General features: G+C 64.9%; 10 protein-coding genes and 2 tRNA genes. 7 read left to right on the forward strand and 5 right to left on the reverse strand.

The genetic code is table 11. The features are described 5' to 3' along the window. Nucleotides 1-951: 951 nt before the first annotated feature. Entirely contained in the window at nt 952-2,862 is a 1,911-nt protein-coding gene (locus ACQREB_RS08370) for a polysaccharide biosynthesis protein (protein ID WP_427767629.1), read from the forward strand. Nucleotides 2,863-3,235: 373 nt separating this feature from the next. On the opposite strand, the gene ACQREB_RS08375 is transcribed toward ACQREB_RS08370, so the two are convergent. Beyond that, a tRNA-Lys gene (locus ACQREB_RS08375) sits at nt 3,236-3,310 on the reverse strand. A gap of 23 nt (nt 3,311-3,333) precedes the next feature. Beyond that, nucleotides 3,334-3,408, reverse strand: a tRNA-Arg gene (locus ACQREB_RS08380). Nucleotides 3,409-3,543: 135 nt separating this feature from the next. Between ACQREB_RS08380 and ACQREB_RS08385 the strand changes: the two genes are divergently transcribed. Beyond that, nucleotides 3,544-4,557, forward strand: coding sequence for a PEP-CTERM sorting domain-containing protein (locus ACQREB_RS08385; protein WP_427767632.1), 1,014 nt, complete (start codon nt 3,544-3,546; stop codon nt 4,555-4,557). Here the strand turns inward: ACQREB_RS08385 and ACQREB_RS08390 are convergent. The 3 genes from ACQREB_RS08390 to ACQREB_RS08400 are packed head-to-tail and all read right to left on the reverse strand — an operon-like array spanning nt 4,544 to nt 8,234. Beyond that, on the reverse strand, nt 4,544-5,803 hold the full coding sequence (locus ACQREB_RS08390; RefSeq protein ID WP_427767635.1) for a hypothetical protein: 1,260 nt from the start codon (nt 5,801-5,803) through the stop codon (nt 4,544-4,546). The two genes, ACQREB_RS08385 and ACQREB_RS08390, sit on opposite strands and share 14 nt — an antisense overlap. A 47-nt stretch (nt 5,804-5,850) precedes the next feature. Then, entirely contained in the window at nt 5,851-7,074 is a 1,224-nt protein-coding gene (gene ftsA, locus ACQREB_RS08395) for a cell division protein FtsA (protein ID WP_427767637.1), read from the reverse strand. Between the two features lie 23 nt (nt 7,075-7,097). Then, nucleotides 7,098-8,234, reverse strand: a complete 1,137-nt coding sequence (locus ACQREB_RS08400) for a cell division protein FtsQ/DivIB (RefSeq protein WP_427767640.1) — start codon at nt 8,232-8,234, stop codon at nt 7,098-7,100. Here ACQREB_RS08400 and ACQREB_RS08405 point away from each other — a divergent pair. The 5 genes from ACQREB_RS08405 to ACQREB_RS08425 all read left to right on the forward strand — a co-directional run bounded on the left by ACQREB_RS08405 (nt 8,233) and on the right by ACQREB_RS08425 (nt 13,978). Further along, nucleotides 8,233-9,768 (forward strand): sulfatase family protein, encoded by a 1,536-nt coding sequence (locus ACQREB_RS08405; RefSeq protein ID WP_427767643.1) that lies wholly within the window; start codon nt 8,233-8,235, stop codon nt 9,766-9,768. The genes ACQREB_RS08400 and ACQREB_RS08405 overlap by 2 nt on opposite strands. Before the next feature lie 147 nt (nt 9,769-9,915). Beyond that, entirely contained in the window at nt 9,916-10,407 is a 492-nt protein-coding gene (locus ACQREB_RS08410) for a hypothetical protein (protein ID WP_427767645.1), read from the forward strand. Between the two features lie 21 nt (nt 10,408-10,428). Continuing rightward, the gene (locus tag ACQREB_RS08415) at nt 10,429-11,085 is read left to right on the forward strand and encodes a CPBP family glutamic-type intramembrane protease (RefSeq protein WP_427767647.1); all 657 of its coding nucleotides are present in this window, start codon (nt 10,429-10,431) and stop codon (nt 11,083-11,085) included. 13 nt (nt 11,086-11,098) lie between these two features. After that, a complete protein-coding gene (locus tag ACQREB_RS08420; RefSeq protein ID WP_427767649.1) occupies nt 11,099-13,588 on the forward strand; it encodes a hypothetical protein in 2,490 nt (829 codons plus the stop codon). A gap of 51 nt (nt 13,589-13,639) precedes the next feature. After that, nucleotides 13,640-13,978 (forward strand): hypothetical protein, encoded by a 339-nt coding sequence (locus ACQREB_RS08425; RefSeq protein WP_427767651.1) that lies wholly within the window; start codon nt 13,640-13,642, stop codon nt 13,976-13,978. Nucleotides 13,979-13,984: the final 6 nt, after the last annotated feature.

Consider the following 13,984-nt stretch of genomic DNA (forward strand, 5'->3'; position numbering starts at 1 on the left):
CGCGCTCCGCCGGAGAACGGGAAAAATATGCGCCGCCTCACGACGGAAGGCAGGAATGCCTTCGCCCCCATGTTCCCGCATGAAATGCGGAACAAACATAACCCCATGCGGCGAAACACCGCTTGGGGCGGCGTCCGCAAAAGAACACGCGCTTGAAAAGCGCAACTGCCCCGCGGGAACGGCGTGCCGTGAAAACGTCGAGCGCTTCGGGCGGTTGCGCCTTTCAGGCGCGGCGCATGTGCGGTTTTCCCCCAAGCGCGCGCTTCGCGTCGCGCATGGGGTTACGCTTGTTTCGCCCCGCCGGGGCGCGGAAAAAGCTTAAAGCTTAAAGGGAGATTTCTTCGGGAAGGATTTTCGGAGAAGCGGTAGGTAAACGAAGCGTGGAGCCATGTCGCCTCTAAAAAACATCCGTGCGCATCCGCGTTCATCCGTGGATTCAAAAAATCTGCGGAAGTCTGCGAATTCTGCGGGAGAAAACTTTCTGCGGAAGGATTTCGACAAGCGACAGGAATGTCGCTTCCCCTCTAACGCGGTTTTTCTTCGCGTTTGAAAAAGCGGCGTTCCCGCGAGTCTCCGTTTCTTCGTTTCTCCGTTCCTCTGTGTCAAAAAAGAGCTTAAAGGGGAGTTTGTGCGGGGAGATTTCGCAGGGCAAGCGGGACACTTACCCTCCCGCAGCGTTCCCGCCGGGTTCGGAACATTCGTGTAAATTCGTGTTCATTCGTGGTTTCAAAAATAAGACGGGCGGCTCCTCTCGGAACCGCCCGCCCGCTTTCATCTCTAACTAACTCTAACTTCTCTATCTAACCCAAAAACACCCAAAAAGCGTCGCGCGAAAAATTTTTTGTCCGAATAAATTTCCCGGCGGGCGAAATTTCCCGGCGGAGCGCATTGCGTCTTGTAAAAAAGCGAAGTTTTGTGTTAAAACCGAAGCTCATAACTCGCTCATCTCAAATGATCGGAAAACAATTCAAAAAGAACTATTCGCCCGCGCGTCGTTTCGTCGTGCGCACGCTTTTTTTCGGCGCGGCGCTCTACCTCGCCTATTTTCTTTCCAATGAAGTCGCCTCGTGGATCGCGGGCAAGGGCACGCTCGCGTACACGCCGATTTATCCGCGTTCCGCGGTTCTGCTGAGCGCGTTCCCGATCGCGGCGGTCCAGCTGGTCGGGCTCGCGGTCTGCGGCATCTATACGACGCTGCTTCGGTATTTCCGGATTCAGGAGCTGCTGCGGCACACGACGGCGCTGTTCGTCGTCGCGGCGGGGTTCTTTGCGGCGTCGTACATGCCGTCGATCGCGGATCTGCTGCCCGCGCTTTCGCGGCGGCTCGTGTGCATCGACTTCGTGTTCGCCTCGGTCGCGGTCTGCGCGCTGCGCATCGCGCTGCGGCTGCTCTGGGAACATAAGAAGAGCGAGAACGAGACGCGGCGTTCCCGCCGCGACGCCGCGCGCGTCGCGATCTTCGGCGCGGGCGACGCGGGCTCGGAGCTTTGTTCCGTGCTGCTTTCGCGCCCGAGCCTGGGCAAGCTTCCGGTCGTCTTCTTCGACGACGAAAAGGCGAAGGAGGGCTTTTCGCTTTCGGACGTGCCGATCGTCGGCAGGTTCGAGAACGTCGAATACTGGAAATCCGTGTACGGGTTCACGGAGCTCATCATCGCGATTCCCGCGGCGAAGATCACGCGCGTCCGCGAACTGCGCGAACAGGCGATCGCCGCCGGGCTGAAGGTCTCGCTCGTTCCCGGCACGGAAGAGCTTTCGCTCGGGCACGCGTCCGTTTCCGCGATCCGCAATTTCGATCTGCAGGACCTGCTCGACCGCCCGCCGCTGAATCTGAACGACGAGGCGATTTCGGAGATGATCTGCGGGAAGACGGTGCTCGTCACGGGCGCGGGCGGTTCCATCGGCAGCGAGATCTGCCGCCAGGTGGCGCGCTGCGCTCCCGCGCGCCTGTTGCTCGTCGAACAGTGCGAAGTGCTGATGTTCCAGATCGAGCAGGATCTGATTTCGCTCGGCTTCAAGGACTGCATCGTCCCGATCATCGCCGACATTCTCGACGTGCAGCGCATGGAGGGCGTCTTCGACAAATACCATCCCGACATCGTCTTCCACGCCGCCGCGCACAAGCACGTGCCGCTCATGGAACGCCAGCCCGGCGAGGCGCTGAAGAACAACTCGCTCGGCTCGATCGGGCTCTTCGAAATCGTCTCGAAATACGGCGCCGAGGCGTGCGTGCTGATCTCCACGGACAAGGCGATCAACCCGACCAACGCGATGGGTGCCTCGAAGCGTCTCGCCGAAATCATGCTGCAGTCGTTCGCGCGGACGCCCGAAAACAGGACGCGCTTCATGGCGGTGCGCTTCGGGAACGTGCTCGGCTCTTCCGGCAGCGTGATTCCGACCTTCAAAAAACAGATCGAAAAAGGCGGCCCGCTCACCGTCACTTCCGCCGAAATCAAGCGCTACTTCATGACGATTCCCGAGGCCGTGGGGCTCGTGCTCCAGACGGCGACGATCGGCAAGAACGGCAACATCTACGTGCTCGACATGGGCAAGCCGGTGAAGATCATCGACGTCGCGCGCCACCTGATCCGCCTCAGCGGGCTGCGTCCGGACATCGACATCGAAATCAAGATCACGGGCCTGCGCCCGGGCGAAAAGCTCTTCGAGGAACTCAAATCCACGGGCGAGGACTACGAGCCGTCCGGCCACCCGCGCATCGCGCGCTTCAAGTGCGAGCCGCTCCCGCCGGAAAAACTCGGCGAGCTCAAGGACTTCCTCGCGAAGATTGCGCGTCATCCCGTCCGCAACGAAATCAAAAAGGCAATCAAGACCGTCGTCCCCGAATACACGCCCTTCCTGGACTGACGGGACCGGACGCCGAACGCCGGGCGCGCTTTCCGTCGGAAGCGCGCCCCGTTTTTTTTGCACTAAAATCGCCAACAATCCCTTTGTTTAAGCGGAAAAAGAGACTTTCAACACACAAAAAACACACTCAAAAGCCCCGAAATTCCCCCGAAAACGGCAATTTCCCGCTTGCAGGATTTTTTAAGCTCGCCGCCCGCGAAGCCGCTTAAATAAAGGCGCGAACGCATTTTTCGCCCTGTGTGAAAAAAGTGTGTTTTTTGCTGTCGTATTTTGGCGGTTTTTGTCGTTTTTGTCTCAATTTCCGCCCTTTCAAAAATTCCACGAAAAAGCCCGCAATCGCTGTATTTAAGCGGGATTGCGGGCTTTTTCTTAATGGTAGGGCGCCGGGGATTCGAACCCCGAACCAATTGCTTAAAAGGCAACTGCTCTACCATTGAGCTAGCGCCCCACTCAAAAAATCGTTTTTTTAAGTGGCGCGCCCGCGAGGATTCGAACCCCGAACGAGTGATCCGTAGTCACTAGTGATATCCATTTCACCACGGGCGCGTTTAAAAGTGAGATTCAATAAAACCTTTTTCACTGACGAGCGCAAGCATTTTTTTTGAAAATGCGATTTTTTATTTTCCGGACGGCAGTTTGGCGTTTCAAAACGCGGGAACGTGAGGCAGAATCCGCGTTTTCATGAAAGAACGTCTCAGCCTCGCCGCCGTCGTCTTCGCCGCATTCGCGTGCGGAAGTTTCGTCGCGCGCGCCGAAATCGTCTTCGCGAAGGGCGTGACGCTCGAATCCGGCTGGTACGACGTGAACAAGGCCTACTGGCCGGCGACGCTCAACATCACCGTCGACGGCGAAGGCACGCATTACACGTATGAACCCAAGGTCGTAAACGCGGAGACGCTCTATCCGAACAGCGACTACGATCTGTGCTGGGCGGCGACCGCGAGCAACATGCTCCAGTGGTGGCAGGACCGCATCGGCCCCGAATGCGTTCCCGCGGGAACGCCGGACGGCAAGTGGGACGCGGCGCCCTACGCCGACCGCGGTCAGCTGGAAATCTACAAGACCTTCTGCGAAAACTGGACGGACGCCCCCGGCGTCATCGAAACCGGGCTCGCGTGGTGGCTCGACGGCTCGTATTTCTACAAAAATTACGAAACGGAACTCGTCGCGGCCGGAGCGTCTTTCGTGAAGGAAGGCGCGGTTTCGACCGGCGGCTATTTCGCGGGAACGCTTTCTTCCGCGCGCGCCGTCGTCCGCGTCTGGGACTTTCCGGGAGAGGCGACCACCGCCGACGTCGCGGAACGCCTGACCTATCTTTTTGAAAACGACTGCATGATCGGGCTCGCCATAAGCAACGGCGGGAACGTCGGGCACGCGCTCACCTGCTGGGGCGTCGAAACGGACGAGGCCGGAGGCGTCACGCTGTATTACACGGACTCCGACGACTGCACGACGAATCTGGAAGGCGTCGCCGCGAGCGAAGGCGGCGGTGAGGAGCTGAAGAGCATGAGCGTCACGGTGACCGACGGCGTCGTGAGCTTCGATTATCTCGACTCCGCGTGGCGGCTCGAAACCTTCACGACGATTCTCGCCGTCGTTCCCGAACCCTCGGCGTTCGGGCTGTTCGCGGGCGCGGGCGCGCTCGTCTTCTCGGCGTTGCGGCGTCGGCGGCGGCGCGCGGTCAGGTCTTCCTGAGGCGCTTGCGGCGCACGTCGATTTCGTTCTGCAGGTTCACGCGCTTGCGGCGGAACGTCGGCGCGTCGAGATCGATGCCTTCGTAGAGGCGCTTGCGCATCGCCTGAAAGACGCCGCGGTCGGGATCGAAAAGCATTGCGTCCTCGGTCTCTTCGGGCGCGGAGACGGGCGCGTCGTCTTCGGGCGCGGCGGTCTTTTTCGGCGCGGGAACGAAGCTGTCGCGCTTGCGTCTCGCGGCGCGGATTTCGCCGGCGCCGATGACGCAGATTTCGATGGAGTCTCCGCGCTCGGGCACGACGGCGATTTTCGTGAACATGCGTTCTTCGCCGCCGAAGCGCGCCTGGACGCGTCCGGCGACGTCGTCCACGACGCTCGCGGCGGGGGGCGTTCCCGCCTCGATGCGGAGCAGCAGCGTGTCGGAGCGCGCGGCGGCGACGGTCGTCTTCGAGAGCGGGCAGCGGAGCAGTTCGCCCAGCGCGTTTTCCGCGGCGGTCTCCGCGCCGGAGCCCTCGCCGACGGCGAAGAGCGTGCGCGCGCCGACGACGGGGAAGATGCTGCGGAACGTCGCGAAATCGAGCCGCGCGTCCGGGTTGCCGGCGAAGAGCGTTTCCGCGAAGACGCGGACGCCGCGCGCGATCCACGCCGCGGCGGGGCGGTGAAAGGCGCCGCTGGGCTCGCGGCTTTCGGCGGCGTCGAGCGCGTCGTTTTCCGCGAGCACGAAGGCGTTGCAGCGCGCGCGGAGCTTTTCGACGGCGGCGTCCGCCTGGCCGGTGAAGAGCGCGCCTTCGTCGGAATACGGGCGCGTGGCGAAGCAGACGACGACGACGCCCATCTCCCGCGCGATTTCGACGATCGCGGGCGCGGCGCCGCTGCCGGTTCCGTGGCCGAGCGCGACGACGAGAAAGAGCAGGTCCGTCTTTTCGAAGAGCGCGCGGATCTCCGTCTCGCTTTCGCGGGCGGCCGCCGCGCCGCGTTCGGGGTTCGTTCCCGCGCCGAATCCGCGCAGCGCCTTCGCGCCGATCAGGATTTTTTTCGCGCCCGCGACGGCGATTTTGGAAAGGTCGGCTCCGGACGCGTCGACGAAGACGCGCTCGAGCGGGAACGCGTCCGCGCGGACTTCCGCGGCGATCGCGTTCCCGCCGCCGCCGACGCCCATGAGCACCGCCGCGGGCAGACCCGCCGGAGGCGCGTCGGTCTCGGCGGGAGCGTTTTCGGGAGGAGTTTCGTTTTCGATTTCCGTGAGCATGATTTTCGTTTTCGGTTCGGATTCGCGGGGCGGCGGAAAGGCGGTTTTCAGTGCGAGAAAAGCGCGCGGCGGAGGCGCGTCCAGAAGCTCTGTTCCGCGGCGCGGCGCAGCGCTTCTTCGCGGGCTCGGCGGAAGAGCTCCGCCATGCCGACGACGACACTGAACTTCGGGTGCACGCCGTCGCGTTCGGCGTTGAGCGTCTCTTCGCGCCGCGCGTAGGCGAATTCCGGTGCGGCGAGAAAGACTTCCGCGTCGAAGACCTGCCCGGCGACGTCGGCGATTTCGGGAAGCAGCGACGTGCCGCCCGTGAGCCGGACGGAGCCGACGTCCGTGTCCTCGCCGATTTTCCTGCGGACGAGCTCGAAGATTTCGCGCACGCGCAGGTGCGTGACGAACTTCACCTTGAACACGGAATAGTGCGAGGCGAAGCCGGCGAGCTCGCCGGAAATCTCCGTGCCGGGCAGCGTGAATTCCGCGTCCAGATCGGCGTCGGAAAACTTCGCGCGCGCGACGTGGAGCTTCGTCCATTCGGCGTTCTTTTCGGAAATCTGCAGCGCCTCGGAAATGTCGTTCGTGAGGTGGCGGCCGCCCACGGGAACGACGCCGCTCATGACGACCATGCCGTCGCGGTAGAGGATGTAGTCCGTCGTTCCCGCGCCGATGTCGATGACGAGCCGGTTCTTGTCCGCCTCGGAACCCGTGGCGACGCCGGCGGCGGCGGCGAGCGAGGCGACGAAGATCTCCTCCACGCGCATGCCGTACTGGTTCGGAATCTGAATGAGCTCCGTCAGGTACGTCGTTCCCGCCTCGACGACCCAGAGATTGCAGGCGAGCTCGGCGCCGACGGCGCCCTCCGGATTCCTCATCGGGCGGGCGTCGAGCGTGAAGTTCTGCCGGATGCGGTGGACGATCGTGCGCCCTTCGGCGACGCGGCGCGCCCAGGCGTCCGCGCGCGCGTCCTCGACGTCTGCCGCGGCGACGGTGCGGTTTTCGGACTTCACGCTCGTGAGGCCCTTGACCTGCGTTCCCGAGAGCTCGGGGCCGGAAAGCGAGAGGCACGCGAAGCGCAGCGGCAGCTTCAGATCCGCCCGTTTTTCCGCGCCGTTGAGCGCGTCGTGCACGCTTTCCTTGAGCCGGCGGATGTCCGTGATTTCGCCTTTGACCATGCCTTCCGTGGGCGCGGTGAAGGCGCCGACGATTTCGACGGCGGGCGTGAAGCGCGCGAAGAGCACTTTGGTCTCGGCGCTTCCGATATCGATGAGAGCGATCATGTTTCTTGTGAGCATCGGGGAGGTCAGCGTCCGGCGCGGCGCGCGCGCGCGGCGGGAACGCGCGGCGCGGGTTCGTCCGGGACGAGGCGCATTTCCGTGATCGGGCGCCGTTCGTTTTTGCGGTTGGAAATGAAGACCACGCGGTAGGTCCTGTCGGGGTCGAAGCGGCCGCGGAGCTTTTTCGCGCAGTCCTCGGAATCGAAGAGCGCGAACTCCTCGCGGAAATTCTGCGCGGAAAAGACGATTTCGCGGATGCGGATGCGCGGCGCGCCGTCCGCGGGAACGTCGGCGGCGGGGCGCGGGCGGACGCGCAGCAGGCGCCACGGCTGCGGGAAGCGCGCCGGGAAAGGCGATTTCGCCAGATCCTTCGCGGAAACGCTCTCCCAGCCCTTCAGCGTCGCGCGGTGCTCGCGGAAGGCGAAGTTGAGGAACTCCATCAGCGGCGGCGTCTCCGCGAGCGTGCGAAAGCCGTTCGGCAGCGTCGCGGGAACGGCGTCCTCGACGAAGGGATATTCGGCTTCGACGGTGCCGAAATGCGTCTCGGCGGGGAAGAGCACGCCGTCGTCGCCGACGATGAAGATCTTGCCGTCCGCGTCGCGGAAACGCGCGAGCGCGACGCGTTCCTCGAGCTCGACGCGGAGCGCGTCGCCGTCGTCGCGGGAAACGCGCGCGCGGCGGATCTGCGGATAGGATTCGAGCTTCTTGCGCAGGGCGCTCACGCTGACGTCGGCGCCGCTTTCGCCGACGCCGGAAAAGGCGCGCACCCAGGCTTCGTCGAGCGCGCCGTCCGTCGTCAGATTCAGCCGCGCGATGCGGATTCTCCGCCCGGAATCGTCGCCGCCGTTGGCGAGACGCTCCGCGACGACGGCGGTGAGCAGGATCATCGCGAGCGCGGACGCCGCCACGCCGAAGGCCCGCCGGAACGAACGCCACCAGAGCTTCTTCGCCGAGCCGGTGTCGCCGATCTTCACGATCTGGGGAATTGTTCTGCGCCAGTCAGGAACGGCGGCCTTCCCGCGGGACTTTTTTTTCCTGAAAAACATTTTCGCTGAACAGTAGCGCGGGCGGGAACGCTCCGCAAGAGGAATGCCGGAGTCCGTCCCCGCCGCCGCGAAAATTTTCTCGCGGGAACGCGCGCGGAGCGGGCATAATGCCGGCATGAAAATCTCCCCCGTGCTCGCCTGCGCCCTTTCCGTATTCGCCGCCGCTTCCGCGTTCGCCGAAACGCCCGCCGTTCCCGCGGAGCGCCCGAACGTCATCGTCCTCATCGCGGACGACCTCGGCTACGGCGACGTTTCCGCCTACGGCTCGACGCTGCGGACGCCGAATTTCGACCGCCTCGCGGCGAACGGTCTGCGCTTCAGCCGGGGCTACGCCGCGTCCGCCACGAGCTCGCCGAGCCGCTACGCGCTGCTCACGGGCGTTTATCCGTGGCGTTCCCGCGTGAACATTCTGCCTGGCGATTCGCCGCTCATCATTCCGACGGACAAGCCGACGATCGCGACGATGTTCCGCGACCTCGGCTACGCGACCGCCGCCGTCGGCAAGTGGCACCTCGGGCTCGGCAAGGGCGATTCCGACTGGAACCGGCCCGTCGCGCCCGGTCCGCGCGAAATCGGCTTCGACCATTCCTACATCATGGCGGCGACGAACGACCGCGTGCCCTGCGTCTATTTCTCGAACGGGAGTGTCGTCGGGCTCGATCCCGCCGACCCGATCCGCGTGAGCTACCGCAAGAATTTCCCCGGCGAGCCGACGGGAAAATCCAATCCCGAACTGCTCAAGATGCGGCCCTCGCCGAATCACGGGCACGCCGATTCCATCGTGAACGGCATCTCGCGCATCGGCTTCATGAAGGGCGGCGCGAAGGCGCGCTGGGTGGACGAGGAGATGGCGGGCGTGTTCACGCGCGAGGCGCACGCCTTCATCGGCTCCGCGAAAAAATCCGGCTGGCCGTTCTTCCTTTACTACGCGCTGCACCAGCCGCACGTGCCGCGCGCGCCGCACGCGAAATTCGTCGGCAAGTCCGGGCTCGGGCCGCGCGGCGACGCCGTGCTCGAGGCGGACGCGCAGGTCGGCGAGCTGCTCGATTTTCTCCGCGCCGAAAAGCTCGACGAGAACACGATTATCGTCTTCACCAGCGACAACGGTCCCGTGCTCGACGACGGCTACGCGGACGACGCCGTGCGCCTTGCGCGGGAGAAGAACTACAGCCCCGCGGGCGCGCTGCGCGGCGGCAAATACAGCCTGTTCGAAGGCGGCACGCGCGTGCCCTTCGTCGTGAGCTGGCCGGGGAAGATCGCGCCCGGCGTCTCCGACGTTCCCGTGGCGCAGCTCGACCTTTTCGCGAGCTTCGCCGCGCTCGTCGGCGGGAGCGTTCCCGCGGAGACGGATTCGCAGAATCATCTCGACGTGCTGCTCGGCGCGAACAAGACCGCCGGGCGCGAGAATTTCGTCGTCGAGGCGACGGGACGGCTCGCGTTCCGCGAAGGCGACCACGTCTTCATTCCCGCGCACAAGGGCGCGAAAATCGCCTGGCTGACGGGCGTCGAAAACGGCAACGACGAGCGCGACGCGCTCTACGACCTTTCCGGCGCGGACGACGGCCAGCGCGACAACCTCGCCGAAAAGCTCCCGGAAAAAGCCGCCGCCATGCGCGAGAAGATGCTCTCCCTCACCGGCGGCAGAATCTGAATCGGGAGTCGAGGAGTTTAGGAGTGGAGGAGTAATTACCTTTTCAACTCCTCAACTCCTCAACTTCTCGACTTTTTCCGGATGCCCCGCGCCCTTTCCGCTCTTGCGGGGAGGCGCGGACGCGCTTATGGTTGTCGAATCGTAATTATGCAGCCCAAGCTCAGCAGTCCGTTCAATCTCCGCGAGCGCTTGCGCGACCCGGATTCCCGCATCGGCGTCGTTCCGCTCGCGAGCGTGCTGCTCGTCGCGTTTTTTCTGTTCGCGATGACGTCGAAATACGTCTTTGCACCGGGGCTGACGGTGGATCTCTCGGGCGACGGCGGGAACGCGGCGGAAGCTCCCGCGCGGGCGGAAGGCTTCGCGCTGCCCGTGCTCTCGGGCGCGCCGGACGGGAAGATCACGACGTCCATCATCACGGTGCGCAACGAATCGATGTTCATCTTCGACGGGCGGATTTTCCGTAGCGTGGACGCGGCGCTCCCGCCCGCGCCCCGGCTGAAGCCGGGCGAGCGCGGCGTGCTGCTGGCGCGCATGGACAAGAACACGAGCATTCAGGTGCTCTTCGATCTGGCGGAGACCGCGCGCGACGCGGGTTTTTCCGCCATACAAATCGCCGGAGAAAGCGCCGGGCGCCGCTGAGCGCCGCCGCCCGTTCCCGCCATGCCGCAAGATCCCTTCGGAGCGTTCTTCTATCTTTTCGTCGTCCTGTGGTTCATCCGCATGTGGGGGCGCGACCTGCTCGAGGCGCGGGCGGATCCGGAGCAGATCGGGAAAGGCCTGCCGGGCGCGGCGCCCTGTCCGGCGTCGGCGATCGTCGTCGCCGTCGCGGGAACGCTCGCGCTGCTCGCCGCGGAAACGTACGGCGAAATCCGGCTCGGCATCGCGGACGAGCAGACGGACGTCTCGTGGTGCATGCTGCCCGCGTTCGTCGCCGCGGCGTTTGCGGAAGAGTTCGTGTTCCGCGGCTTTCTCGTCGTCGAGTCGCGCGGCGCGGCGGCGAAATGGCTTTCCGTCGTCGCGTTTTCGGCGCTCTTCGCGCTCGTGCATCCGTATCTGTGGAGCTTCGACTGGGACGCCGCGGGGGAAGACGCCTCGCTGTTCGCGCGCGTCGCGGAGGGCTTTTCGCCGCACTTCACGGGCAAGGCGTTCTTCACGACGGCGTTCCTCTTCGCGGGTTCGCTGTGGTTCTACTTCGTCCGTTTCTTCCGGCTGAACCCGCACGCGTCGCTTCTGGCGCCGTTCGCGGCGCACCTCGCCAAAAATCTCGCCGTCTTCGCGGTCAAGCTCGCGCAGGGGCATGTCGTTTCCTTTTTCTGACGTTTCCGCCGCCATGATTTTCCGAAATTTCCGATTCGCGCCTTTCGCTCTCGCCGCTCTGCTCACGTGCGGCGTTCCCGCGGAAAGTTCCGCCGAAAACCGCATCGACGTGAAGTTCGTCGAGAACCTCACGCTCGCCGGCTACGGCAAAAAGGACGACGCGTTGAAATGGGCGATCGACGCCGAGCGCGCCGAGCTCCGCCGCGACAGCGCTCCCGCCGGCAAGGACCCGCTCAAGAACGGCGTCTGGGACGTGCGCGAGCTGACGGTGCAGACCTTCGCCGACGGCCGCGCGAGCGTGACCGTATCGAGCCCGACCGCGGTGTTCTCGCCGGTCGAACGCCGCGCGGAAAGCGACGCCCGCGTCTCCGTGAGCGACGCCCAGGGGCGCTTTTCCGTCTCCGGCAAAGGCTGGTTCTGGCAGTGCGACCGCAAGGACGACGCCAACGCGATCGCCGTGCGCGACGAAGTCGTCGTCAAGCTCTACGACGCCGAAAAGCCCGCGCGGGAAATCACCGTCACGTCCGCGTCGCTGCACATCGCGCTGCGCGACGAGGAGACCGTGCTCACCTTCCGCGGCGTCAAAAACCGCCCGACGATCGTCGTGCAGGGCGAGACGAAGACTTTCTGCGACGTGCTCGAAATCGTCGTTCCCGCCGACGCCTCGCAGATCGAGGACGCCTCCGCCGCGCGTGCGTCCGCGAAGACCGGCGACGGCGACGCCTCCGAGGCGGACGCGCTGAAGCGCATCGAAAAAATCTCCGGCGTCGGGAACGCCCGCATCCGCAGCGGCGCGCGCGAAGTCCGCGGCGACGCCGTCGACTTCACTCCGGACTCGAACAGCTTCCGCGTGCGCGGGAACGTCGTGTTCGACGACCGGAGCGCGGCGCTCGAAGTCCGCGGCGACGAGGCGGTCGGCTTCATGCGCGAAGACGGCAAAAAGCTCCTGCTCGAAAAAATCGTCGTGACGGGCGCGCCGGGCGTTCCCGTCGCCGTCGAGACCGCGTCGCTGGAAAACCGCAGAACCGGCGCCCGCGACCGCGCGAAGTTCACGGGCAAAAAACTTTCCGTCCTGCTCGACGACGAGACCGAGACGCGCATTCTGTTCGAGGAGAACGTCCGCGTGAACGACAGGACCGTGCGCCTGCGCTGCGACGAGCTCGACGTGCGCGCGCGCCGCGAAGTCGAAGGACGCGAGCGCCTCGCCGCCGTCCGCGAAATCCGCGCCCGCGGGAACGTGAAGGCGATGCAGGACGGCCGCAAAATCGACTGCGGCGAAGCGCGCATTCTCCCCGGCGACGGCAGGACGACGCTGACGGGCGCACCGCGCGTGAGCGTTCCCGCGCAGCGTTTCGCGCTCGCCGGCCACCGCTGCGAAATCTTTCACGACGCGAAGCGCGTCGAAGTCTTCCGCGACGAGGCGGACGCGGCCTCGCGCGTGACGGCGACGCTCGGCGACGGCGGGAACGGCGCCGCGGAAACGACGCTGAGCGGAGAATTTCTCGAAGTCGAGCCCGACGCCGCCGCGCCGGAAAAATTCGCCGTCTTCGCGCTCGAAGGCGACGTGACGCTGCGTTCGCCTTCGCGCGAACTCGAAGGCGCGTGCGCGCGGCTCGTCGCCTTCTGCGACGTCGAAAAGACGAAAGCGAAGAACGCCGCGGGAACGCGCGGACGCAAAAGCGCCGGCGGAAACGGCGAGCTCGACGCCGTCAGGAAAATCGAGGCGTTCGGGAACGTCCGCTTGCGCAAGGGCGAGACGGAGATTTCCGGCGGCAAGGCGCTGATCTTCAACGACGTCGTCGTCGAGGAATGGAACGAAACGGACGCCGCCGCCTCGCCCGGCGGAGCGATGAAGATCGTCGTGCTTCCCGAAGACGGCGCGGACGGAATCGCCGATTCGCGCCCGCGCGTCGAGCTGCCGCGCACGCGTTCCGCCGACGCGCTGACGCTCCCGCTGCCCGGCTCCGACGCCGCGAAGAAGCGGACGGCGCGCGACGCGGGAACGATCGTCGCGCGCGGGGACGCGCTCGAGGCGATCGCGGACGACGCCGGGCGGCGCCTGCGCTTCTGGCTGCGCGGGAACGTCTCGCTGGAGACGGCGGACGGCGTCTGCGCGGGCGAAGAACTCGAGGCGGAGGCGCGCCGCGCCGACGCGGATTCGCCGTTCGAGCCCGAGGCGCTTTTCTGCCGCCGCGACGTGCGCGTGACGCGCGGGGACGCGACGGCGAGCGGCGACCTGCTCGAAATTTTCCCGAAAAAGCAGATCGGATTTCTCGTCGGCAACGCGCGGATGGAATCGCCGAAATTCGGCGTGACCGTTCCCGGCAAATCCGCGGGCGACCGCTTCGTGCTCGACCTGGCGAAGAGCGAAGTGCGCATCGAAACCGATCCGCGCCTGCTCGAAGGCAATCCCGCGCAGGTCGCGACGCCGCGCACGCTCCTGCCGAAGGGCGTCGGCGAACGCTTCGAGGAGCGCTTCGGCAAATCGCGGAAGCGCCCGTGAACCCGCGCCGCGCGGACGATTTTTTCTCAACCGAAATTCATCACAAAAAACATGTTCAACTTCAACATCAACCAGCAGGTCGTCACCTTTCTCAATCAGCGCTTCGGCGAAGTCGGCGAAGTGACGGCGTTCGATTTCAGCCGCGGGAACGTCTCGATTTCGCTCGCGCTCAAAGGCGAGCCGGAAGTCGTCACGCTCGAGGTCGCGGACCTGTGCTATTCCGTCTCCGACGGGAAAATGAATCTTCACTACTCGGAGCTGCGCGCCACGAAGCCGTGGGTGCAGGAAATCTTCCGGATGGTCAGCGAAAAGACGGGGCGGACGATTTCCTTCCCCGACAGCATGAAGCTGATGCCGCTGAAGATGCTGCTGCCGAAGAAGAAAGCCTGAAAGCAG

Source organism: Candidatus Spyradosoma sp. SGI.093 (assembly GCF_050314555.1).
Lineage (GTDB): Bacteria > Verrucomicrobiota > Verrucomicrobiia > Opitutales > UBA953 > Spyradosoma.